The organism is Bradyrhizobium sp. MI1.3 (assembly GCF_055811695.1).
In genome coordinates this window covers 16,937-39,142 of the sequence record NZ_JBVVPQ010000052.1, presented here as the reverse complement: position 1 = coordinate 39,142, position 22,206 = coordinate 16,937, and the positions used below count along the sequence as shown (strand labels likewise).

The 22,206-nt window shown below is 59.2% G+C and carries 18 protein-coding genes and 6 pseudogenes; 17 read left to right on the top strand and 7 right to left on the bottom strand.

The window, feature by feature from the left end; all coding sequences use genetic code 11:
• Positions 1 to 94: 94 nt before the first annotated feature.
• The 3 genes from AC0L3A_RS29300 to AC0L3A_RS29290 form a co-directional block, all read right to left on the bottom strand.
• Entirely contained in the window at positions 95 to 535 is a 441-nt protein-coding gene (locus tag AC0L3A_RS29300) for a hypothetical protein (protein ID WP_317245318.1), read from the bottom strand.
• On the bottom strand, positions 525 to 1,589 hold the full coding sequence (locus AC0L3A_RS29295) for a helix-turn-helix transcriptional regulator (RefSeq protein WP_473255622.1): 1,065 nt from the start codon (positions 1,587 to 1,589) through the stop codon (positions 525 to 527). Before AC0L3A_RS29295 ends, AC0L3A_RS29300 begins: the two co-directional genes overlap by 11 nt.
• A gap of 69 nt (positions 1,590 to 1,658) precedes the next feature.
• The gene (locus AC0L3A_RS29290; protein ID WP_473255621.1) at positions 1,659 to 2,798 is read right to left on the bottom strand and encodes a hypothetical protein; all 1,140 of its coding nucleotides are present in this window, start codon (positions 2,796 to 2,798) and stop codon (positions 1,659 to 1,661) included.
• 828 nt (positions 2,799 to 3,626) lie between these two features.
• On the opposite strand from AC0L3A_RS29290, the gene AC0L3A_RS29285 reads away from it, so the two are divergent.
• The 10 genes and pseudogenes from AC0L3A_RS29285 to AC0L3A_RS29240 all read left to right on the top strand — a co-directional run bounded on the left by AC0L3A_RS29285 (position 3,627) and on the right by AC0L3A_RS29240 (position 10,590).
• Positions 3,627 to 4,124, top strand: coding sequence for an esterase/lipase family protein (locus AC0L3A_RS29285; protein ID WP_473255620.1), 498 nt, complete (start codon positions 3,627 to 3,629; stop codon positions 4,122 to 4,124).
• A complete protein-coding gene (locus AC0L3A_RS29280; RefSeq protein WP_473255619.1) occupies positions 4,121 to 5,305 on the top strand; it encodes a hypothetical protein in 1,185 nt (394 codons plus the stop codon). Before AC0L3A_RS29285 ends, AC0L3A_RS29280 begins: the two co-directional genes overlap by 4 nt.
• On the top strand, positions 5,302 to 5,532 hold the full coding sequence (locus tag AC0L3A_RS29275; protein ID WP_456766202.1) for a hypothetical protein: 231 nt from the start codon (positions 5,302 to 5,304) through the stop codon (positions 5,530 to 5,532). The genes AC0L3A_RS29280 and AC0L3A_RS29275 overlap by 4 nt, the downstream gene beginning before the upstream one ends.
• 33 nt (positions 5,533 to 5,565) lie before the next feature.
• Positions 5,566 to 6,867, top strand: a complete 1,302-nt coding sequence (locus AC0L3A_RS29270; protein WP_473255618.1) for a DUF2235 domain-containing protein — start codon at positions 5,566 to 5,568, stop codon at positions 6,865 to 6,867.
• Positions 6,868 to 7,295: 428 nt separating this feature from the next.
• Positions 7,296 to 7,424, top strand: a pseudogene (locus AC0L3A_RS29265) (alanine racemase); the annotation flags it as partial.
• A 97-nt stretch (positions 7,425 to 7,521) separates the two neighbouring features.
• Positions 7,522 to 8,770: pseudogene (locus AC0L3A_RS29260) on the top strand (D-amino acid dehydrogenase).
• Positions 8,771 to 9,009: 239 nt separating this feature from the next.
• Positions 9,010 to 9,141: pseudogene (locus AC0L3A_RS29255) on the top strand (helix-turn-helix domain-containing protein); the annotation flags it as partial.
• Positions 9,142 to 9,621, top strand: coding sequence for a LysR family transcriptional regulator (locus AC0L3A_RS29250; protein ID WP_473255637.1), 480 nt, complete (start codon positions 9,142 to 9,144; stop codon positions 9,619 to 9,621). It abuts the pseudogene before it with no gap.
• 61 nt (positions 9,622 to 9,682) lie between these two features.
• Entirely contained in the window at positions 9,683 to 10,018 is a 336-nt protein-coding gene (locus tag AC0L3A_RS29245; RefSeq protein ID WP_473255617.1) for a hypothetical protein, read from the top strand.
• 326 nt (positions 10,019 to 10,344) lie between these two features.
• Entirely contained in the window at positions 10,345 to 10,590 is a 246-nt protein-coding gene (locus AC0L3A_RS29240) for an SMEK domain-containing protein (RefSeq protein WP_473255636.1), read from the top strand.
• Here AC0L3A_RS29240 and AC0L3A_RS29235 read toward each other — a convergent pair.
• Positions 10,585 to 11,103, bottom strand: coding sequence for a hypothetical protein (locus AC0L3A_RS29235; protein WP_473255616.1), 519 nt, complete (start codon positions 11,101 to 11,103; stop codon positions 10,585 to 10,587). The genes AC0L3A_RS29240 and AC0L3A_RS29235 overlap by 6 nt on opposite strands.
• A gap of 1,301 nt (positions 11,104 to 12,404) precedes the next feature.
• Here AC0L3A_RS29235 and AC0L3A_RS29230 point away from each other — a divergent pair.
• The gene (locus tag AC0L3A_RS29230) at positions 12,405 to 13,616 is read left to right on the top strand and encodes a TlpA disulfide reductase family protein (RefSeq protein ID WP_473255615.1); all 1,212 of its coding nucleotides are present in this window, start codon (positions 12,405 to 12,407) and stop codon (positions 13,614 to 13,616) included.
• Between the two features lie 539 nt (positions 13,617 to 14,155).
• On the top strand, positions 14,156 to 15,451 hold the full coding sequence (gene dctA / locus AC0L3A_RS29225) for a C4-dicarboxylate transporter DctA (RefSeq protein WP_317246483.1): 1,296 nt from the start codon (positions 14,156 to 14,158) through the stop codon (positions 15,449 to 15,451).
• Positions 15,452 to 15,949: 498 nt separating this feature from the next.
• Here the strand turns inward: dctA and AC0L3A_RS29220 are convergent.
• Positions 15,950 to 16,227, bottom strand: a pseudogene (locus AC0L3A_RS29220) (IS256 family transposase); the annotation flags it as partial.
• Positions 16,228 to 16,460: 233 nt separating this feature from the next.
• Here AC0L3A_RS29220 and AC0L3A_RS29215 point away from each other — a divergent pair.
• Together AC0L3A_RS29215 and AC0L3A_RS29210 are read left to right on the top strand one after the other, a co-directional pair.
• Positions 16,461 to 17,675 carry an IS110 family RNA-guided transposase gene (locus tag AC0L3A_RS29215; RefSeq protein WP_473255635.1) on the top strand — a complete coding sequence of 405 codons (1,215 nt, stop codon included), beginning with the start codon at positions 16,461 to 16,463 and terminating at the stop codon, positions 17,673 to 17,675.
• A 976-nt stretch (positions 17,676 to 18,651) separates the two neighbouring features.
• A pseudogene (locus AC0L3A_RS29210) lies at positions 18,652 to 19,869 on the top strand (tyrosine-type recombinase/integrase); the annotation flags it as partial.
• A gap of 21 nt (positions 19,870 to 19,890) precedes the next feature.
• On the opposite strand, the pseudogene AC0L3A_RS29205 reads toward AC0L3A_RS29210, so the two are convergent.
• Positions 19,891 to 19,998: pseudogene (locus tag AC0L3A_RS29205) on the bottom strand (hypothetical protein); the annotation flags it as partial.
• Between the two features lie 602 nt (positions 19,999 to 20,600).
• Between AC0L3A_RS29205 and AC0L3A_RS29200 the strand changes: the two are divergent.
• From AC0L3A_RS29200 to AC0L3A_RS29190, 3 genes are read left to right on the top strand one after another with little or no spacing between them, the layout of a single operon-like run.
• Positions 20,601 to 20,903: a hypothetical protein gene (locus AC0L3A_RS29200; RefSeq protein ID WP_317245359.1), complete on the top strand. Its 303-nt coding sequence runs from the start codon at positions 20,601 to 20,603 to the stop codon at positions 20,901 to 20,903.
• Positions 20,900 to 21,349 (top strand): type II toxin-antitoxin system VapC family toxin, encoded by a 450-nt coding sequence (locus AC0L3A_RS29195; protein WP_317245360.1) that lies wholly within the window; start codon positions 20,900 to 20,902, stop codon positions 21,347 to 21,349. The genes AC0L3A_RS29200 and AC0L3A_RS29195 overlap by 4 nt, the downstream gene beginning before the upstream one ends.
• On the top strand, positions 21,346 to 21,765 hold the full coding sequence (locus tag AC0L3A_RS29190; RefSeq protein ID WP_473255614.1) for a hypothetical protein: 420 nt from the start codon (positions 21,346 to 21,348) through the stop codon (positions 21,763 to 21,765). The genes AC0L3A_RS29195 and AC0L3A_RS29190 overlap by 4 nt, the downstream gene beginning before the upstream one ends.
• A 237-nt stretch (positions 21,766 to 22,002) precedes the next feature.
• Here AC0L3A_RS29190 and AC0L3A_RS29185 read toward each other — a convergent pair whose 3' ends face one another.
• The gene (locus tag AC0L3A_RS29185) at positions 22,003 to 22,203 is read right to left on the bottom strand and encodes a hypothetical protein (RefSeq protein WP_473255613.1); all 201 of its coding nucleotides are present in this window, start codon (positions 22,201 to 22,203) and stop codon (positions 22,003 to 22,005) included.
• Positions 22,204 to 22,206: the final 3 nt, after the last annotated feature.

Below are 22,206 nucleotides of genomic sequence, written 5' to 3'. Positions count from 1 at the left end.
ATTAATCCTCATTGTCTAGCAAGGAAGTAGCCTACGACTTGCTGCTCCTCAGACTTTGCGTCCGGAGCGACGGTTCACGAGCCGTCTTCAGCGACTACGCGATCGGCTCCAGCTCAGAAAGGCACTTTTCCAGATTGGCCTTTGCTTGAGAGAGATAGGTCCTCATGGAAGAAAGCTGACCGACATCCGGCTTGGCTCGTCCAGAACTGGCAGCGCCCAAATGCTGACAAACCTTGACCAGGTCGCTTGTCATGTCTTCCAGAACAAACGTCAGGTTCTCAAGCGTCATCAATTGATAGAATAGTGGGCTTGAAATTGCTGCATCTTCCGCAAGCGGTCCATTTAGCCTCACGTCTACCAAAGGGACAAGCACATCGGGCGCGTCCTGACTTACTTTGCCCATGCAAGTGAGCAATGTGGTGTAGGTAGAGGGAACATAGATGACACGATCGACTACCGATTGGCTATAGAGAACGAGCGTTTCCTCGGTGAGGCCCTCGGTCGGCGTTAGATCAGACTGATCCTCAGTCGACATGATTTTCGCTTTCCTCGCTGTAGGCGTGCATTATAAAGTGCGACACTTTTGGCTGCACCGGCTCGACGAGCACGTGCGTTCTTTGCGCTTCCGACTTCTTTTCGTTTGCCGTTACCACCTGGGCACCTCGATAGGAGCGCTTTCCTACTACCTTCACATGATGCGCTTGCGCCGGCACGGGCGCGGGTGGCGCCATCGTCGGCGGCTCATGATTTGCCAGCATTTGCAGCACGTCAAACATGTTTAGTCGGGGAGGTCTATTGAACGGCAAGCCTCCGATCTGCACCAGGTGATCATAATCTGACTTCAATACCGGATCATGAACTGCCTTTCTGAGAATGTTGAGATAGAGTTCTCCGGCGTCCGCAGCGATCTGGGCCGGTGCATGCGGGAGAAGAGGCTGCACATGACGGCCGAACAGCGCCGGACGAGCCGGCTGCACGGCGCGCGGGGGTTGCACAGCGCGAGCGGGTTGCGCAGCGTTAATGGGTCGTGCAGGACGCGCGGCAGAAGCTTCCTTTTTTGAAAGCGCAATCGCGCCATCTCGTGTCATGCAAAAATGAGCTTCTTTCCCATAAGTCGTTCGCTCCACAAGACGGGCATTCGCCATCATGTGCAGTATCCGGCTCAGATTGGCCGGTTTGAGTCCGAGTTTTCGAGCGATCGCGGCCTTTTCCAGAGGCTTCCCGTCAGCGGAGCGAAGAAGCCTTAGTATCGCTAGGACGTGTTGCCGACTGAGAATTTCACTGACGTTCGCGACTTTGGATGTCGCAATCGACATCTCCAATAGATCGTAGAACGCACGCAAACGCTCCGCATAGGCCGCGTTCTTCGTCAAGAGGGCGGCGCTCGAACGGCGAAAGATATCAAACCACTGACGCAACTCGTCGTCGCGGCGCCTTCCGTCAAGCGCCTTCCAGAGCCAAGCGCCAAGCGCAGAATACAGGCGTGCGTAACTTGCCTCGGACCCCTCCTTCAGGAGCGCAGACACGGCAAGCCTAGCTTCCGAAGCCGAAGCGTCGCCTAATTCGATTCTTTCGAGCGCGGCATCCATGACCATGTCCATACATCATAACGGTTAATAACGCTTTAGTACGCTTTACCGTGATTTTGCCTCTTGAATCTAGGTGGCCTGAGGCCAGCGATAAGAGTTCCAAACGGTTTTTTGTCCCAGTTGCTCAACGGGAACCTTATTGGGGCGCTTGGGCATAGGTAATATAGCACCTATGCGCCCGTCTTTGAACTCGGTGTCCGTCATGTGTTGAACGACGAAGGTTCGGGTGCCGAACTTCACTCCCATTTGGGCCGCAGTCGTCTGATGTCCCTCCATGGTTTGATCGTTTCCCATCGAGGGAATGAGCATCAGGTCGATATCCATTTTGGTGAACGGGTTCGTCTCGGCATCTGCGTCGCAGAAGTCCAAACAGATCGCGAAGCCGATAATTGCGGCCTCCGTTGCGAGAACGCACAACTTGGTACCCGGCGTGATGTCTTCCTTGCCCCAGCCCCCACCCGAGAAGGGAGCAATCTTATCGTAAACCAGCCGCTCGATCCCGTAGCCGTCGAAAACGAGCGCGCGATTGACGACCCACTCTTTCGTAGCTTCGTGCCAGGTCCCCGCAACTACGACTTCGGGTGGCAACCGATCATCAGCCACGTCACGATCTTGAAGAAGAGCCTTAATCCGACCGCGTAGCTTTGGAGGTACAGCCAGTTCAGGCCAGACCACGGCAACGCACTCTTCGTCCAAACACTTCGTGATCTGCTCTTCGACGACCGCATCCGCATAGGGAGAATTCGCGCCCTTTACGACAAAGCGTTTCTCTCCGAGGTGTTCGGAGACGTCTGTATCGAGCTTCAACTCCTCGAAAAGGCACGCGCCCATCTTCCAGTTGCTTTTATCCGCCGCAGAACAATGTAGGGTTCGGCCATTGAAAACCTCAACGGCGTACCCATCGATCTCCTCGGGAATGATGCGATGAAAGACCAAGCCACGCCGCTGATATGGTTGCGTTTGCGATAGCGACCTCGCCGTGCTTACGCTGTCTCGCGGGATGACGTAACAGTTATCCACGATCCATTGCGACGGCTCCTTCGGCCATTGAGAGCGGTACTGGCCCAGTGTCCAATCGACCGCTCGGATCAAACCACCGATCGTCTCCGCGATCTCTTCCAGCCCGTCGGGCAGCGTCCAAGCGATCGATCCCGTCGCGAGGGCATCCGTGAATTTCCTCTCCCGGCCCGCGATCCTTCCGTCAGCCATGGCACGATAAGCCTTGAGGACGGGCCCCGTCGACCAGAAACAGTCCATTCAGTTGGACAAGAACGCGCCGAAGGTTCTCGGCGCTGAAATCGTTAACGGTGGCATGCGTTGTCGCAAGCGCGCGTGCACGCTCCTTCCATGCACCGAATTCAACACTATCCTTGGAGTCTTGGCTAAGCGCCACCGTGCGTGACCTGAATCAAACGACAAATATACGATACGACTGTTAGTGGCTTCACTCTCAAATCGCAACCGCTAACGATCGTAATTCGAGCCGGTCAAAGCTTTGAACGCGGCAAGACGACACGGCGACCGCGCATTGAATCACCGTCGGCGGAAATGAGCTGCTGAGCACCAGTGGCGCGAGCTGAGTGCTCGCGGCGAACCGACGCGATTCGCCGCCCCCAGGTCCGTTTGCGCCGTCTAGGCGAGGCAGATAACAAGCCGACCTTAAGGTCTTCCCTAGGTTTCGCATGCGCCAACTCGACGAGGAGCGCTGCTCGATCAACCTTATCGAACGGATCATATGTCCCGTGTATCCAAGCCAGCCCGGGCGGGGGTCCCCGGCCCCCCGCAATTCAGCTGAAAGGTATAAGCTGCTGCGCAAAAAAACCGCAGCCGTGGAGATTTGTGCCGATCATGCCAGCACCGCTACGCCGACGCAGTCACAACACGCGCAGCTCAGGTGCTCATCCATTCTGGCCGCCCCGTCGTGCTGACATCTCCAAACAGGTATGCTATCTAGGATTGATATAATCTAAAGTTATAGCGAGCATACTGTCGCCGACAGCCTGGGTCGGCCGCCTTGTACAGAAAAGGGTTGTGATCATGCCCCTTGAGACAAAGCCTGCCGAGATCATCGGCACCCATATCGTGCAGGATCAGCTCATCTGGTACCCACGCGTAGGGCACGACAACAATACACGATGCGTTATATTCGTCCATGGCGTGACCGGCGATATCGTCAAGACGTGGCAAAGCAAGGAGCTCAAGGCCGGCTTTGTCGAGCTCATCCTCGCCGATGTCGCGCTACAGGACTACGACGTCTATGCCTTCGGATATTACACCAAAAAATACCGCGGGCCGCCGATCGACCACGCCGCCAAGGACCTCGCCAGCGCGGTGTCGAGCCTGCCAAGGCACTACGACAGCATCGTCTTCATTGCGCACAGCATGGGTGGTCTGGTGTGCATGCAATATATCATTGACAGGCTGCAGCGCCCGGACGGGCCTCCTCCGATCAGCGGGCTCCTGTTATACGGAACGCCGACCACGGCAGCGATCTCCTCAAGGTCGCAAGGCTGGTTGGTTATGGAGTCGGCATGAAGATTCCGGTCATCAGTCATGCCATTGACCTGTTCCGGAAAAGCCAGCAACAGTTCGTGGACCTTGAGACCGGGAGCGAGTTTCTCACGCGCCTTTTCGATCAGTGGGCGCTGCGGGTCGTCAATGGCGGTCACGAAGAGGCCGGCGACCAGCGCATGTGGCTTGCCGTTCGCGTCGTGACCGGCAACAACGATATCGCGGTGAGCGAGGCCTCGGGCAAGGGGGTCTATGGTGCGATCGATTGGAAGCCCCTGCAATTCGATCACATCCAACTGGTCAAGCCTGCGGCCGCCAACGATAGGCGATACTTGGAGGCCAAGAGCTTTCTGCAGATCGCGCGCCGAACGGACCCCGACGTGCTGGATCGTGTCTGGAGGGCAAGCCAGGACACCTGGGCCAGTCGATTTGGCCGCGTCAGTAAGGATCTCGTGTTCTTCACGGAGATCGATTTGCGCAAGAGCACGCGGAGGAGCGGTGCGCTGGCAGCCTACGGAACGTGTACCACGATCTGCGAATACCGCTTCATCCTCGGCAGCGACTTCATCGACTTCGGCATCTCGTTTGCCGCCTCCGCCGAGCTCTGGGCCCGCCAGCCGGCGCCGGTCTACATTCACCAGGTCGGACTGGATCTGCTGCCGCAAGCCGAGCAGACTGCGCTCCGGCAATCCATCGACTCCACCCTCAGGAATGAGGACGATGAGGCGGTCTGGTCGACGTTCTTTCCCCGGCTTTCAATCAGCATCGATAACGTCGTGCTGCAAGGAGACGAGTTCAATTGGCCGACGACCACCAGGACATCAGCCCCCTGGCTGCTGCGGAGATTCCGTCTTCCCGCAGGGCTCGCGGCCAAGATCGGCACTATGGTGACGCTGAGAATGCGATACGATTCCGTCGTGCCGTCGTCACTCCCCCACTTTACCTTCTCGGCTCCCTGGATTGTGCACAAGGCTAAAGTCGACGTGGTGGTGAAAGGAGACTTCGAGTATTTCGTGCTGGGTCACAGGCTCGTTCCGGACGGCAAGGTCGAGCGACGGCTGGAGCAGGTTCTCGAGGGCCGCAAGGCGCATTTCTCCCATGAGGAGATCATGCTGCCCGGTTCCGGGATGGACGTCCGCTGGCGGCTGAGGGATCACAATCAAGCAACGCTCTCGTCGCCGGAACATGCAGGAGAAGCCTCATGAACGGATATGGCACCGTCGAGGCGATCTACCGTCAGCTGGGTATTGGGGTCATCAAGAAGGAAAATGGGGAGCGGATCATTTTCACAGCCGGCTCCGTCAAAGGCGGCGATCAGGGCTTCCAGGATCTCGAGGAAGGCGAGGACGTGTACTATCGCGTGTTCAATGACAAGATCGACTCGATCGGCATCGCTCGCGACGTCTGGAAGAAGCACGATGGCGGCAAATAGCGGTTCTGGCGCGAAAGCTGTCCGTGAGGCGACATGAACGGTTACGGCAACAACCTCGTTATCTGCTGTGACGGCACCGGCAACGAGATCTCCGAGAACATTTCCAACGTCCTCAAGGTCTATCGCTGCCTGCGCAAGACGGACAACACCCACCCGACGCAGAAGGTGTTCTACGATCCCGGCGTCGGCACCGTGACGGAGCCGTCGACGTGGAATCGCTGGAAGGCCGACGTCAATTTGGTGCTGGGGCTCGCCACCGGCTTCGGGCTCGATGAGAATGTGCTCTCCGCCTACCGCTTCCTGGTCGAGCATTACAAACCGGGCGACAAAATATATCTGTTCGGCTTCTCGCGCGGCGCCTACTCCGTGCGGATGCTGGCGGGGCTGATCCACAAGATCGGGCTGATCTCGCCGGAGCAGGTCAACCTCGCCGGCTCCGGCCTCGTCGCCTACAAGCAATATTCCGGCACCGGGCGCGGCAACGACATCGAAGACCTCAAGGATATCGCCATCGACGCCGACGGGCCGCTGCCGAAGGACCAGTTCGACCTCGCCGCGCAATTCGCGCGCATCACCTCGACGCGCTGGCCGACCATCCATTTCATCGGCGTCTGGGACACGGTGGCGAGCCTGATCGTGCCGCGGCGTGACAATCTCTTCTATCTGTTCAGCCTGGAGGAGCTCGCCTTCACGCTGCGCAATCCCAGCGTCAACATCTTCCGGCAGGCGATCGCGATCGACGAGCGGCGCTGCATGTTCCGCCTGAAAGCGTATGAGGAGCCGCAGGAGTTCTGGAGCCACCGCTACGTGCCCGACGAAAAAAAGGTGCCGCAGGACATTCTCCAGGTGTGGTTCGCCGGCGTGCATTGCGACGTCGGGGGCGGCTATCCGGAGGCCGAGAGCGGGGACTCGAAATATCCGCTGCTCTGGATGATCGAGGAGGCGACCAAGGCCGGCCTCAATTTCAACCCGCGCACGGTGAATCAGCTCGCCTGGGGCATCCAGCGCAAGAACAGCCCGTTCAGTTACGTCGCGCCTGCCTTCACCGGCAAGACGGGCGAGCTGCACGATTCGATGAGTGCGGCCTGGCGCGTGCTGGAATTTCTGCCGAAGAGCGCGAGCTACAAGGAATGGCCGGACCGGAAGGTGGTGCTCGGCTTCTACATCCCCGATTGCGAACCCCGATTCATTCCCGAAGGCGCGCATGTGCACGAGAGCGTGCTGAAGCGGATGGCGGTGGAGCCGAAATATCGCCCGGTGAATCTGCCGAAGGATTATGTGACAATGCCGATGCCGGTGGGGCCGCTCACGGAGGTCAAGGTGGAAGCGGGGTGAGGTGCGCGTGGGCTCGCGATGAGTGAGGGAGCAACCTGCTCGCTTTAACCCGCGCCGCAGACGTATGATTCGGCGCGTTCAGTCGAAAGTGGCCGATGCGGTGGCAGACACCACGAGCCCGACTTCGCGCCGGCCAATGCGCGCGCGGCCCACACCGGGCAATCAGATCGTGCCGCACACCGTTCCGTAATATTGCTCAACCAATCGAGCGTCGTTTCCTCGTCAACGAAGACCTCACCGAGGAACACGCCGATTTCTTATGCTCGCTCGTTGTTCGACGCAAATTCAATCGATGATCTTCATGTCGATTTGTTCTGGTCGGACATCGTCACCATTCCCGGCATCGGATCGTGTGACAAGGGACCAGATCGAGACGCCGCCTTTGCGCGCTGATCTGATAGGACCGCCGCTCGAAGTCGGCGGGCCTAATGGACAGCATGACCGTCGACATCTCCGATTTGCGGGATGGCGCGCTCGATTTCGGAAGCTTGGTCGAAGTGATCGGTCCTCATCAGACCCTCGAAATGCTGGCGACTGACGCCGGCACGATCTCCTAGGAGATCCTCACCGGCCTCGGTCATCGCTTCCAAAGAAGCTATTGCTGAACTTGTCCCCAGTCAAACAGCATCATCTGGCAGAACATTGGAGCAGATAATGAAAGTCACCGTTTTAGGCGCGGGCGTTATCGGCGTCACAACCGCATTTCAACTTGGAAAGTTCGGGCACGAAGTGGTTGTTCTTGACAGACAGCCGGGTCCAGCGCTGGAAACGAGTTTCGCGAACGCGGGGGAGGTTTCCTTCGGCTACTGTTCGCCCTGGGCTGCCCCCGGAATCCCAACGAAGGCCATCAAGTGGATGCTCATGCGGAATGCACCATTAATCCTTCGGCCAAAGCTTGATGCGGCCATGCTCTCCTGGCTCCTCCGCATGTTGTCCAACTGCACGGCGAGCCGATATGCGCTCAACAAGGGAAGGATGCTGCGCCTAGCCGACTACAGTCGCATGGCGCTCGCCGAGGTGAGAGGGGAGGCCTCTTGAACTATGACGAGCGCATGCAGGGAACCCTGCAGCTGTTCCGAACTCAGCAGCAGCTCGATGCATCAACTAAGGACGTGAAGGCTCTTGCGGCAGACGGCATCCCTTTCCAGGTACTGGATCGCGATGGTTGTGTTCGGGCTGAACCCGCGTTACGCTACGTTCGCGACGGCATAGTGGGAGGACTTCTGACTCCGAAAGACGAGACCGGCGACTGCTTCAAGTTCACCAATGCGCTGGAGCAAAGAGCCTCAGCATTGGGCGTTGACTTCCGTTACGGACATATCATCAATGGACTGGACATCGATGCCGGCCAGGTGCGTGGTGTGATCACCGATCGCGGGACTATTCGCTCGGACGCAGTAGTTGTCGCATTAGGGAGCTATTCACCTCTTCTCCTCAAGAAGATCGGAATCAAGCTGCCAGTCTATCCTGTCAAAGGATACTCGCTGACAATCACAATCACCGACGTTTCCCGTGCCCCCGAATCGACGGTCATGGATGAGACATACAAGATTGCAATTACCCGTCTGGGAGATCGAATTCGTGTCGGCGGGATGGCTGAAATCTCGGGCTACACCAATGACCTCGTCGAAGCGCGTCGACGGACCCTGGAGTGTTCCGTGATGGATCTGTTCCCTGGCGGAGATCCCAAGAGCGCATCCTTCTGGTCAGGCCTTCGACCCATGACCCCAGACGGCACCCCAATCATCGGCGGGACCAGATCAGAAATCTATTCTTGAACACCGGGCATGGCACTCTCGGTTGGACGATGAGCTGCGGTTCCTCTCGGGTCATAGCGGACCTTGTCTCGGGAAGAAAACCCGACATCGAAGCTGAGGATCTCGGACTAGAGCGTTACGAATAGTTCTGCGCCAAAGGAGCGAGCCACGAGAAGGCGAGGCTCCCAACGGACGCATCATCATCGCGTGGACAATTATGCCATCATGGACGAGCGGGGAATCCCAGCAAGCAGCAGGTTTGCCAATTGATCCGCCCCATCGGGGCCATCGGAATAGTATCGCGGACGAGGAGGCGCTGAAGCAGTGCAAGCAAGGCTCCTTTCAAGAGAACCCTTAGTCAGAGGCAACCCCCGTAGCTTTCGACGTGCCAGTGGAATTTCGAGCTCTGCGCTGGGCGATCGTCGCATCCCAGCATCGCAGCCTTCGCCAGGCGGCAGAGACACTCAGAATCAAGCAGCCGACGCTTAGTCGCTCTCTTCGAAATCTCGAGCACGCCTTGGGCAGCAAGATCTTCCAGCGCACGAACGGCGGCACGCAACCAACCATTGAGGGTGAGGAATTCATCGAGGATGCCCGGCGCATCGTAGGCGCAACTGACGCAATGACCGCTCGCCTCAAGATCCGCCCGCGTGGCGAGAGTGGTCGGTTGATCATCGGCATTCACACCTCCCTCTCAGCCGGCAATCTCCGGGCCACTCTCCTCGAGCATCGGCAGCGCTTTCCCCATGTCGAGAGACAATTGGTCGACGGAGCGAGCGACCATCTGATCTCGGATCTCGCCAGTTCCGCTATTGACGTCGCCTTCGCGGCCGAGTCCGCTCCAAGATGGAGCGGCAAGTCATTGTTGCTCTGGAGCGAACGCGTCGTCGCCGCCCTCCCCGCGAACCATCCGCTGACATGTCATGATGTGGTTCACTGGGGTAAACTGAGGCGCGAACCGCTTTTGATTCGCCGACGAGCTGCCAAAATGGCGTGATGATCCCAAGCGGCCGATCGAAACCGCCGAGACATCGCTGACGTCCCGGCTCTGCGCTCATATGAATAGCGCAACGAGGAAGTCTGGTGGATGGGATTTTCTCCAGTTTCGTATCGAGGAGCCTGACGAGATCGTCGGTGGGCGAAAGGTCGACTTGGTTCCGGCCCCCAGCGCAGCGACGATCTGGATCGAAGGCCGCGAATACTCGCAGTATTCGTCTCTCGTTCCTATCGAATGCAAGCGCCTGCCCATCCCCGCCAGCGCAACCCGCGATGACCGCGAGTACCTTTATAGCGCTCATTCCTCGACTGGTGGCGTTCAACGTTTCAAAGCTGCCCATCACGGTGCCGCTCACGCGATCGGCGCCATGATTGGATACATCCAGTCTCTGAATTGACTTCTGGGACGCAGATTTGCGCCTGGCTTCAGGGTTGGTCGCAACTCCGGTCGATGGGTGGAGTCTGAATGATGAGCTCCGCATCACTAAGCGCGATACGGCGGCAAGGTGAGCGCTGCTGGAATCTATGCACCAGCGAAACGGAGGACTTCCAGATATACAACTTCATCACCTCTGGATCGACATGGCTGCCCCGTCAGAGGGCACGACGCACTCGGCACAGCCTGCCCTATCGAGCTGACCGCATGACATTGCTTTCCCTCTTGTGTCGTCCATCGCGATCCGAGCCTGAGAGCGCTAAGCGCTCATATTGATTCACGACGAAGCTGAGATCGAGAGCGGGACTACACAGGCTCACACGGGGGTATTTCATTGGCGAGATCGTAGACGCCCTGAGCGACGTTGCGGGCCAGGTCTCGACCCGCGGTCGCCTTGGCCTAACCGACCTCAACAAGCACGCGGAGGACTTCTTCAAGACGATCCTCAACCATCTTCTTTCTATCTCGCTCGTCAATCTCAACACCGATCGCAGCAATGAACCGGGACTTCTGGTGGTGGCTTCTCGCTCATGATCCCATCACCCGGCCGGAGCCTCGACATCGGGCGGGTTCATATAGGCTCGGAAACCGGCCAGATCCTCGTCGCTCGGATTCTCGGCCTCGGGAATGCACCGGATGGTCTCGGCGATGTCGCGACGCGTGACGTAGCTGATGATCGCGCCACCATTGCTCAGCTTCGTACTCCATCGAGCCGCACCAGCGGTTGGGACGGGCAAGGCCCGGCGCGAACGCAATGGGCTTCTTGTTGCCCTTCTTGCTCACCTCGTGCTTCGCGAGTGCCACCCGGATGAACTCAAGCGTGGTGAAGCCCATCTCCGTCCGCCGCAGGTCGATGCGCATCTGCTCGACAAGTTCGGGCCGCTCCTGGGCATCTCGCAATTGCTGGGCGCGCAGTTCGCGATCGTACTGGCGATATCCCAAGTCTCGGTCGAGATGGGCAGCCTTTAGATCGATTCCCGAATTCTCGGCGAGCTTGATAACCTCTTCGCAGCGCTGACGCCACGTCCGCAATAACGTAGGCGGCATAGATCCACATCGGCGAGAGCGCGCCCAACAGCGCGATCTTCCCACGCGGAGGTTCCCGATGAGTGAGTGGTCGCACCGGGCCAGCAGATACGTTTCAACGGCGCGGCACGCGACCCGTTGTAAGTCCTGTCGCACGTTGGGGTTGTATGCCGGACCTCGGCGAGGCGCGGTGTATTCGGTCGCGCGCATGAGCTGGTGCGCTTAGTATGACGCGCATCACTCCCACAGGAACAACGCCGGTGCGTCCGGTTCGCGCGATCACGGCGCGAGCGCGCCATCTAGATTGCGCCTGCGCCTGTTTTTGGGCCGGCAACTTTGTCGATTTCAAGCAAGGGTGCAGGCACCATCCGCGAAATCGCTCGTCTGCGGCGACCTGACTGTCTAGAGGGGCACGCGACTACGAGAGGTCTGGCGCGGTGAAGTCCGCCGTTTCTTTCGTTCGGTACGCCAGACTGCGACACAGGATGTCCCCGCTGTTGACGCGGCATGCGGTTCTTCGTCCCGTTTGTCATGCGGCATAGCAGGGCCGTTTCGACCGGACATCCCGACCACGCGAGCAAGTGCGGGCGATGTGCAGTCGCAGAGAGAAGCAAGCTGGAGTATGCAGATTAGCAGCGAGCGCCGGAAAACACCGAGCTCAAGTCGGAATGAAGCTGAGGTGGACGCGCAGCTGAGCCCAAGCGAAGCTCAGCGGACCAGAAAGATAACGATTCAACTTTCAGACAGCATTTTCCAGCGACTTGAAGCCGCGACTGACCGCCCGGGGATGCGCGAGAGGGTCGTCGCCCAGGCGGCTCTTGTGCGCTTCCTAGATCGGGCCGCCTAGGGATGCTTTTGTTTACACCGCCATCGATCGGAATGAGCAGGTGCTCAACTTCTGCATTTCGGGTGGGCTTTCCTCGTCCAGTACGGGACGGGGTGAATCTCGAGCAATGGCCGGCAAAGGAAGGACACTATCCCTCAATCCCCCTTGGCTAAAGAGTTAAATTGGAAGTCTCAGATTGCACTCAAGCGCAAGTCGACGGGCCAAAGCAGGTCAGTTCACGTCGCGATCCCGAGCGCCGAAATGGTCATCCTGGAAGCCGATCAGGACGTGGAGTGGTGAACTCGACCTTGCGCTGCCTGACTTCCCGCCTCTCCGACCGACTGATTGCCTGAGAAGCTCCAAGCAGCTGGTCGGATATGCGACATGCGTCGCAAGCACGACAGGAATGATACAAACAAAGCGTAATTGCAATGAGCGCTGGCTGGCATGCGACTTGCTATTTTCTCCGCAGAGCCAGGTAAAGCGAATTTGAGCAATGACCAGTCTGACTGAGAGCGCAAGTCAAGTCGGTGCGGCGAACCTGCTGAGCGTCGGTTCGCGGGCCCCCTCGATCAAAGTGGAGAACTGGCTACGCGGCCAGCCCGTTAGAAAGTTCGAACGTGGGAAAGTATATATCCTCGAATTTTGGGCGACGTGGTGCGGGCCATGTATCGCCTCGATGCTAAATCTGGTGGTCCTGCAAGATAAGTACAGGAACAACGGAGTTGAGGTGGTGGGCATCGCGGCTCACGAACTAGCTTCGACGGAAAATGAAGCGCGAGCCAGCTTGGACGCCTGGTTGACAAAGAGCTTGTCAAATCTGAACTACGCGATTGCATTCGACTACGCCGGCGAAATGAACAAGCTTTGGCTGGATCCAAGCTTTTCTGTCGGGATTCCCACGTCATTCGTCGTTGACCGTGACCGCCGCATCGCCTTTATTGGCCATCCGACGCAGCTCGATCATGCCTTCCCCAAAGTTCTGAACGGATCCTGGGCAATGAGCGATGACGCCAAAGCGCTGGATGCGGAAAGGATAAACACGGGCCGACGCAGAAAGCGTGAACTATCGCAGAAGAGAGCTCTGGTGGAGCCGATCCTTGCCAGACTTGAGCCCGCCATGAAGAGAAAGGATTGGCCGGCAGCCCTTTCAGCTATCGAGGAGGCCCTCGCGGCGGTGCCGGACGAGGTCACCTTCCGTGGGCTTCACGCGGAATTGTTGCTTCACAAGATACGCGACCTGGGGGCTGGCCTACCGGTGTTGCGCCAATTAGTTCGCGACGCGATCGAGAAGAAGTCCGTGGTTTGGATGAGCGTCGCGATTCGCCAACTGTTCGACCCCGCGAAAGACTACTCCGATTTTCCACATGCGGAGCGGTTTGCCATGGGCAAGGAGCTCTCCGAACACATCCTGGCTGCGAATCCGCCCCGAGGCAGCGAGGGCGCGAAGTTCCTGTCGTACGGGGCGGTCGCTCAGTACTATTACGAGATCGGTAAGAGGGACCGCGCGGTCGAATTGGTCGAGCTGGCGCTGAAGTGGCTGGATGCAGCGCCTGCCTCGGATCTAGCGAAACGGGACGTCGTGCAGTGCTCTGTCCAGGCGTTGGCGAGCTACAGGCGTGAGAAGCTCTCTCAGGAGTGCTGTTCAGGCCCGCAAAACACGGCTCTCGAAAAACCGGAACCGAGATCGCCAAGGGAGGCAGCGTGAGCAATGCTGCTTGGCATGTCTTTTCGGCCTCGTGGTTTTGCGATCGAAATCGAAGCCTCTTGGGAATGTCGGGGCATTCACATGAAGTGAGGACAGGAGGCGCGAGCCGGTGGACGCAGGCGAGGCCGCACCACCATGAGTTCTTATGGCGAGTGTTTCCTCAAGGTTGATCGCTCCGACGCGATAGCGGCGAGAGTGCCTGCTAAAGTGAAGAGTGGTCGGCGGCTGCTAAGATTGGCGTCCTAGAGGATGCTGGATGGCATCTTCGAATAAAGAAAAAGATAGAAAAGGGTGGTGACGCTGATGCTTTCCAGCTCTCAAGGAAGCTTTCTCAACGTTCTATCGCTGCTCTCGGAAGCGGTTCAGAACTTCGTTCCGCGTGGACGGCAAGCCGATTCGGGAGAGGCGCCAGTCCGTGGCTCTGGACTGTGCTGTTCGGAGCCGTCAGATTCCCCTGCGCCCGCCCGTGAAGGAACACTGAGCGAAGTTGTACCTTCATTGAGCGCCCTCTTTGCGAGCACGGCGCCGGGGCGAGCATGATGTACAATCAGCGCCAGCGCCGCTCTGTCAAACCGGCCGCCCTGTTCCGGCAATCTGGGCCCTGGTACAAAGTTCTTTATGTCCAGGTGCTCATAGCGATCCTGATTGGCATTCTCGTTGGCTGGCTATGGCCCGCTGTCGGGACGAGTAGCTGGGTCAAAGCGCTTGGTGATGGCTTCATCAAGCTGATCAAGATGGTGATCGCGCCGATCATCTTCTGCACTGTTGTGTCCGGAATTTCGCATGTTCAGGATGCACGAAAGGTCGGCCGAGTCGGCGTCAAGGCGCTACTTTATTTCGAGATCGTGTCAACCTTCGCGCTCATCCTGGGTCTTTTGATGGGCAATCTCGCTCAGGTCGGTCGTGGGCTCGCTCCCAAGGGGGATGCCGCGGCCGTAGCCACCTACGTCAAGACGGCGGAAGCGCAGAAGACGGTCGATTTCCTCCTCAATATCATTCCGGATAGTGTAGTTGGCGCCTTGGCCCGAGGTGACGTGCTCCAGGTGCTACTGTTTGCCGTCCTATTCGGGTTCTCGCTGATGGCGCTTGGGGAGGGGGGTGAGCGGATGCGCGGTCTGGTTGACGATGCCGCACAAGCGGTGTTTGGAGTCATTAGGATCGTAATGAAGGCAGCGCCAATCGGAGCGTTCGGCGCCATGGCCTACACTATCGGCGAATTCGGACCGTCCGCGCTCGGTAAACTCCTCGGATTGGTTGCCCTGTTTTATGTGACAGCCGGGCTCTTCGTGATCATTGTGCTTGGCCTGATCGCGCGCTTGGTAGGCTTTTCTATTCTAAAGTTCATCAGGTACATCAAGGATGAGCTGCTGATCGTGCTCGGAACATCGTCGTCCGAAAGCGCGCTGCCGCAGTTGATGGAAAAACTGGAACGGCTCGGCTGTTCGAAGGCGGTCGTTGGCCTGGTGGTGCCGACAGGATATTCTTTCAATTTGGACGGGACGAACATTTACATGACGTTGGCGACCTTGTTCATCGCGCAAGCGCTCGGGATCGATCTCAATTTCGGCCAGCAGCTCACGATACTCATTGTGGCGATGCTCACCTCGAAAGGCGCAAGCGGTGTTACCGGTGCCGGCTTTGTCACCCTGGCCGCGACCTTGACTGTGGTCAGTCCTGAACTTGTCCCTGGCATTGCGATCGTATTCTCGATCGATAAGTTCATGAGCGAGGTGCGTGCGCTGACCAACGTCATCGGGAACGGTATTGCCGCGGTGTTTGTGTCCTGGTGGGAAGGCGAACTCGATAATGTTTCGCTACACGCGCAGTTAAAATAAATGTGCGAGCTCAGCCTAAATCGCTGACGAATGCCGCGGGCCAACAAAGCCGTACCGTTCAATCCTGATTGGGAGCAGGCGACCATCCGGTTGAGACATTTGTTTTATTCGAAAGTGCCACACAGATCAATGATTCCCCTTAAGCTGTCGATTTCGAAGCGAGCCGGCTTGACGTTCCCTTATGAGCATCATTTAGATCACGCATGATTCAGGCGTAGTAGCCAGGATCGCCCGATCGGGGTGATGGTCATTCATGGCGAACTCTCGTGACTAAAACCCCAGGATCAGGCCGCGGGATAACCCTGTAGCGAAGATCACAGTCCATCAGTTTACGAACTACGACATCGGTTCCGATCACATGGTTAGGTCGAGACGTTGCAGCGCGCGTGGGCTATCGTTGTCATCAAAGCAAACGTCCTTGAGAACACCGCTGTAGAGGTCGACGACGCTGTGCTTGGGAGAGAGCTATCGCCAAATTTCGGTGACGGCCTGAGCCGGTTAGGCGGCGGCGGTTGTGGGCTGACGGTCGGTGACTTGTCGATGACCTCGATCCCGTCGTTGAATGTCACACCGAGAACGGGTTCTGAGAACTGATCATGACCGTCGAGGCGGCGCCAGCTTCTCTGCGCGCCCGCGACCAGTTTGAAGACCATCGCAAGCGCGGTCTTGTTGGCTAGGCAGCCCTTCGATCGGATGGTGCGGTGGCACATAGTGGAGAAGGTACTTTCGATGGGGTTGGTAACCGGTATGAGAGTTTCTCGGTGCCGATGTTCCGCTGCGATATTCAGGATCGTAGCGTATGGTGCGACCATCGGGACAGAGGCACCGGGAGCACGAAAGGTGCGGGCAGGCCGATGCATTCGATGAGCCGCGAGCTCGAGTTAGTAGCTGGCCGCCTCTGCGACTCGCCCGGTTGCGCTGAGAGCGCGAATCCTTAGTTGTCGTGTCGCCCGTAGCTCCCGTTCTGTGGTCTGATTGGCAGGAGGTGCGAATGCGACGGGTGATTGGCATCGACGTCCACCGAACTTTCGGGGAGGTGGTGGTTTGGGAGGATGGCAGGCTCCGACATGCGGGCCGCATTGATATGACGCGGACTGCATTGGAAGGATTTGGCAAGACCCTGCTGGCCAGTGATGAGGTGGTGGTCGAAGCGACCGGCAACAGCATGGCGGTATCCCGGGTTCTGGCTCCGTTCGTGGCACGGGTGATTATCGCCAATCCGCTGCAGGTGAAGGCGATTGCCCAGGCTCACGTCAAGACCGACAAGATTGATGCCGGCACGCTCGCCAGTCTGCAGGCGGCCGGGTACCTGCCGCAGATCTGGACGCCTGACGCGGAGACGGAACGCAAGCGTCGGCTGGTGGCGCGGCGCTACCAGGTCGTGCGGCATCGCACGCGGCTCAAAAACGAGGTGCATTCGATCCTGCACGCGCACCTGATCCCGAAGTGCCCGCATGCCGATCTTTTCAACGGCCGCGGCCGGACGTGGTTGGCCGCCCAACCGTTGCCGGACGATGAGCGCGCAGCGATCGATCGGCACGTGCGCGAGCTTGACCGGCTGGCGGAAGATCTGGCCCTGCTCGACCGCGAGATCGCGCAGGACGCCATCGACGATTCCGCGGTCAACAGATTGATTACGATCACCGGCGTCAACTTGGCGGTCGCTGCCGGCATCATGGCGGCGATCGGCGACATCAGCCGGTTCAACAGCCCGCAGAAGCTGGTGAGCTATTTTGAGCTGAACCCGCGGGTGCGGCAATCCGGACTGGGCGCCGCTCATCACGGCCGCATCAGCAAGATCGGCCGCAGTCACGCGCGCGCCATGCTGGTCGAGGCGGCCTGGGCAGCGGCCAAGGCGCCCGGTCCGCTGCATGCGTTTTTCGTGCGCATCCGAGCCCGGCGCGGCCATCAGATCGCCGCGGTGGCCGTGGCCCGGAAGCTCACCGTGCTTTGCTGGCATTTGTTGACGAAGCGCGAGGATTACCTGTGGGCGCGCCCGGCACTGGTCGCCATCAAGACCCGCGCGATGCAGCTTCAAGCCGGACATCCGCAACAGAAAGGCAGCCGGCGTGGGCAAGCGTATGCCTACAACATCAAGGCATTGCGCGACCGCGAGATGTTGATTGCCGCACAGGCGGAGCAAAGCTACGAGCGCTTGGTGACGCAATGGAAACCACGGCCAAAAACCGGCGCGCGGGCGCCTCAGGTCGGCAAGACAAAATAGGGCAGCCTGGTCGCGCTTGCAGCCGATGCGCCACGCTTCGCCACGAGGTCGCCCGCGCCCGCCGAGGGTAATCCCGTCTGACGGCAAGTGCCAGCCAGGAATGTATTCCCGTTCCACGCCAGCATGCCGCCGTGCTCGGGCCGGTCAAGGCCAAGCCTTGCGGTGGCCGCAAACGCGGCCAGCCTTGACCGCCCCTGCGCGCGGCGGCTGCGAGATCGATGGCCGGGACGGAAGAATGGCCGCGGCGCAGCCGAACAAAAGAATGGACGTACGCGATTTCTGCAATCGTCATCTCGGTCATGAACAAACGCTTGTCCATCTCATCCGTCGTGCGTAGGTGTTTCCAATGCTCGGCCAGGAGGTCGTAGAAAGCCAGCAGCGTGTCCCCATCCTTGCGCAGGCAGTCGGCGGTTTCCTGCAGCGGACGAACCGATTGGCCGATCAAGGCCGAGCTCCTCGGGCGTCTCTGTGAGCATTATGCGGCTGAGGGGCCTTAGTGGTTTTGTCGCACTTGGCCAGATCAGATAGTCACGCACTGCATCTGTTCGATAGAGTGGCCGGCCATCGACGTAGCGCCATTTCAGCGGTTGGTTCGGGTCGCGCCGGCTCGAGTGCACCGGGCGTGCGCCGGATGACCGTGGCCGCCTCTAATGCGGTCAAGTTGGAGCTGCCCGGCAGCTTATCGATGTTGAATGTCGCGGGCGGCGGCATGCCACGGCTCTTGCGATGGCGCTTCGTGGCGCGCGGCATTTTCCTACTACCTGGCGATCCAAATGCCTCGATTTAAGTCTTTTCTTCCTTGCTGCCCATGGCCTCGGCCCCGAACCGTGATCGGTCTGAGGCAATAAGATCGTAGGCATCCCCAGCAAGAACCACAATCCGTAGACCCTAGCTAACCAATTCCAGCCATAGTTGAGATCGAGGGCTGATCGCCCTTCTTGCGTGGCACACCGGGCGCAGAGAGAGTGAAGGAATCATGACGGAGCCGGCCAACCAGCTGACACTCACCGATACGGTGATCCGCAACGCAACGCTGCCGCCGGGTAAGGCGCAGCATTATCTCCACGACGACAAGCTGCCCGGCCTCGCCTTACGCATGCGCGCCACCGGCGGCCGGACCTGGGTCTACCTCTTCACCAAGCCGGGGGTGAGGGGGACCCAGCGCAAGACCCTCGGCGCATGGCCCAAATATAATGAAAAGGCCGCGCGCAAGGCCGCCACCATCGCCGCAGGCGAGGTCTTCAAGGGCGTGGATCCGAACGACGCCAAGCGCGAGGCGAGACGGCAACAAGCAGCCGAGAAGCAGCGCACCACGCTTGCGACCCTCATTGTTGAAGATGGTCCCTACCAGACGTCCTTGACCGAACGTCAAGTCGTCAACTGGAAGCCAGCAATGTCGGCGCTCCGGCGCGGGCTGAAGGATCACGCCGAGAGCGGCGTGGGGGACCTGACGCGACGGCAGATTATGGCTGCGGTCGACAAGATCGCCAAGACCGGCAAGCGCGGCGCAGCCAAGGACTTGCGCAAGCACGTGCATACCTTGCTAGAATGGTGCGTCGGCGAGGGCTATGTCGAGCACAACGTACTCGCTGGCTATCGCGCGCCCAAGGAAACGCGCGCGCAAAGGGTCGGACGCCGAACGAAGGGTCGCGCGCTGACCGATGAGGAAATCATCAAGGTTTGGGATGCATCCGGCAAGCTCGGGACTTTCGGGCTCCTGGCACGCATGTGCCTACTCGGTGGCCCGCGTCGCAGCGAACCAACCATGATCGAGTGGCAAAAGCACATCATGGATGATCGCATCACCTTCGATGCGGCATGGACCAAAATGGGCCTACACCACGACGTGCCGCGCACCCATCTTGTTGACGAGGTGCTTACCGCCGCGAAACACTTCGAGCGGGCAACCTCGGACTATGTCTTCCCGTCACCAAAGACAGGCGGCCAGATGTCCGGCTTCACCAAGATGGTCGACCGACTGGTCAAGGAAGCGAGCGTCGCCAAGTTCACCATGCATGACTTAAGGCGCAGCTTGCGCACCATCATGTCACGCTGCGGCTACGACAACGAAATTCAGCGGCTGTGTGTTGGGCAAAAACCAAGGGGAATCGATCAGGTCTACAATCATGACGGACAGTGGATCATCCGCAAGATGGCGTTCGAAGCGGCTCACGACTACATTGCGCAGCTGGTCACCGATCAGCTCTTGAATACCGGGGCGCAAGAGCGACGCGCCGGAGATCGCCCGGTCGGTACAGCTGTCAACGACAGTCCAGCCTTGCTTCTCGGCATGCAGGCGGCAGAGCCGCAACTGATCCTCCATCGAGGCGTCTCGTTGATTGTCCGATGAGTAGCGGGCATAGAGCGCGACCTTCATGAGGCGACCTCCTTACTCCGAGAGGCGGTCTCGCGTCCGGCTGTCTGCTTCGGCTTGAACGAAGTCCCGCGCGGCCTGTGGCGCCAGCAGTCGGACCAGATTGGCCGAGGCGTGGATCGGGCTTCGATGACGCAAGCACAGGCGGTTCGTGGGACGCATCGGCGACCACACGAAGCTTTTCGGCTGTTGTACGTCTCGGTCGCGCCACGATCGCGTCCTTGTCCTCGTGCGGAACACTCCGCTTCGTGACAATGATGCCAACTGATAGCGCGTTGGCAAGATAGAAAGATCTGGCAAATCAATGACTTGAATGGAAACGGAGCGAATGCTGGAGGGTGGCAGCGTAGCGGCGAGGCACGGGTCGACCGTCCGTCGTAGCGATCATATTTTGTGATCGCCTCCCTTCAAAGGGGGACGTCTTGCTATGATGGCACTCCCCAGCACCTTGGAGAGGCCGTCTTCATTTGCCGGCACCGATAACAATTCCACCAGCCTTGCACTCCAAGGAAAACGTGGCTATATATCTGGATATAGCACGGAGGCAGGCGATGAGCAACAGTGCGCAGAAGAGAGCCCTCGAGAATTATCGGTCTCGTCTGACTGAGCGCGGCATCGCGCGGTTCGAGATCCAGGCGCTCGACGCCGACCGCGATCTACTCCGATCCCTTGCCCGGAAATTGACGGAGGAAGGTCCGGAAGCCGGGCAGCTTCGCCGCACCATACAGCAGGCAGTGGCGGGCGAGCCTGCGAAAGCGGGCGGCATTCTCGCCGCTTTGCGTCGCTCACCTCTGGTTGGCGCGGATCTCGACCTCGGCCGGCCGCGAGAAGAGGGACGTAAGGTCGATCTGTGACCCGCTATCTCCTTGACACAAATATCATCAGCAACGTCATAAAGCCGGAGCCGTCGGGCTCGCTGCTGGCTTGGATGGGCGCGCAGAAGGACAACGACCTCTTCATTGCTTCGCTTACCGTCGCCGAAATCTGTCGAGGTATCTTGGAGAAGCCGAAGGGCAAGAAGCGGAGCAGCCTTGAAACTTGGTTCGCCGGCCCCGAAGGCCCGCAAGCCCTGTTCGCCGGCCGCGTCCTATCGTTCGACGAGAAAGCTGGCCTCGTCTGGGCGCGGCTGATGGTCAATGGCAAAGCCAAAGGCCGTTCGCGAAGCGTCCTAGACACAATCATTGCCGCCGTAGCCGAAGCTAACGACTGCGTTGTCGTGACCGACAATGAAAAGGATTTCGAGGGCGTTCAGATCATCAACCCGCTCCGTAGCTTTGGAGGCCAGGAGGCAGGCAGGTGACGATAGCTCGAACGGTCCGGCCGATTCATTTCAAGGATTTCGGCGGCAGCGAGTTCGAGCGCCTTGTGTTCGCCTACCACCTTTGCGACGGCTGGACTGATCTTGCTTGGTTCGGCCAGACGGGAAGCGACCAAGGGCGCGACATCATCGGTGCACGTCCGTTCGACGACCAACCGGGCGAGCGCACAGTGATTCAATGCGTCAATCGAGGCAGCCTGACCCAAGCGAAGGCTGAGAAGGATATGGCAGCGGTCAACGCCGCGACGGGCAAACCTAACAGGCCATCGACGACACAATCCGGGTGCTCAGCACGGGGATATGGCAAACGCGAGAGGGTGCCGAATCCACCGACTTCCCTCGCTTCACCACATCCGCGATGCCGGCATCCGCAGCGCCCTGGAACTAACGGTCCGTGAACTGGATCAGCTCCGACGCCGGTTCAAGGCGCTACTTTCCTCTGGCGAAATCCGGCCTTGCGGCTGCGGCGATCCCGCTTGCCCAACCTTCATGCTTACCGACGCGGCGGCTCGTGAAATGGACCGAGCGCCTAGGCATTCAGGCGAGCCAGCTTTGCCTCGTCGATAACACGCTGAACGCCCTGGAGCAGGAGGTCATGCGCCATCAGTTCGATGACGGCCCTCGCGACCTTGAGATCAACCCGCACCATGTCGCGCCTCGAACTCCGCTAGCTGTTTGTCGAGATCATCTAGGCCTGACGCCGTGCCGGCCGGCTGTATGACGATCCTTCCGCTCTTGTCGATCATGACGGAGCCGATCTGCATGCCGGCCGCCGTTGCCGCCACGATCGCTCGCTTGACGTCGTTCTTTCTGAACGTGCTCGGGGCGCGAGGCATCAA

Excerpts from the sequence above, each read along its gene's own strand:
- AC0L3A_RS29300 (WP_317245318.1), bottom strand. The coding sequence starts at position 535 with ATGTCGACTGAGGATCAGTCTGATCTAACGCCGACCGAGGGCCTCACC.
- AC0L3A_RS29295 (WP_473255622.1), bottom strand. The coding sequence starts at position 1,589 with ATGGATGCCGCGCTCGAAAGAATCGAATTAGGCGACGCTTCGGCTTCG.
- AC0L3A_RS29290 (WP_473255621.1), bottom strand. The coding sequence starts at position 2,798 with ATGGCTGACGGAAGGATCGCGGGCCGGGAGAGGAAATTCACGGATGCC.
- AC0L3A_RS29285 (WP_473255620.1), top strand. The coding sequence starts at position 3,627 with ATGCCCCTTGAGACAAAGCCTGCCGAGATCATCGGCACCCATATCGTG.
- AC0L3A_RS29280 (WP_473255619.1), top strand. The coding sequence starts at position 4,121 with ATGAAGATTCCGGTCATCAGTCATGCCATTGACCTGTTCCGGAAAAGC.
- AC0L3A_RS29275 (WP_456766202.1), top strand. The coding sequence starts at position 5,302 with ATGAACGGATATGGCACCGTCGAGGCGATCTACCGTCAGCTGGGTATT.
- AC0L3A_RS29270 (WP_473255618.1), top strand. The coding sequence starts at position 5,566 with ATGAACGGTTACGGCAACAACCTCGTTATCTGCTGTGACGGCACCGGC.
- AC0L3A_RS29245 (WP_473255617.1), top strand. The coding sequence starts at position 9,683 with ATGAATAGCGCAACGAGGAAGTCTGGTGGATGGGATTTTCTCCAGTTT.
- AC0L3A_RS29235 (WP_473255616.1), bottom strand. The coding sequence starts at position 11,103 with ATGCCGCCTACGTTATTGCGGACGTGGCGTCAGCGCTGCGAAGAGGTT.
- AC0L3A_RS29230 (WP_473255615.1), top strand. The coding sequence starts at position 12,405 with ATGACCAGTCTGACTGAGAGCGCAAGTCAAGTCGGTGCGGCGAACCTG.
- dctA (WP_317246483.1), top strand. The coding sequence starts at position 14,156 with ATGTACAATCAGCGCCAGCGCCGCTCTGTCAAACCGGCCGCCCTGTTC.
- AC0L3A_RS29200 (WP_317245359.1), top strand. The coding sequence starts at position 20,601 with ATGAGCAACAGTGCGCAGAAGAGAGCCCTCGAGAATTATCGGTCTCGT.
- AC0L3A_RS29185 (WP_473255613.1), bottom strand. The coding sequence starts at position 22,203 with ATGCCTCGCGCCCCGAGCACGTTCAGAAAGAACGACGTCAAGCGAGCG.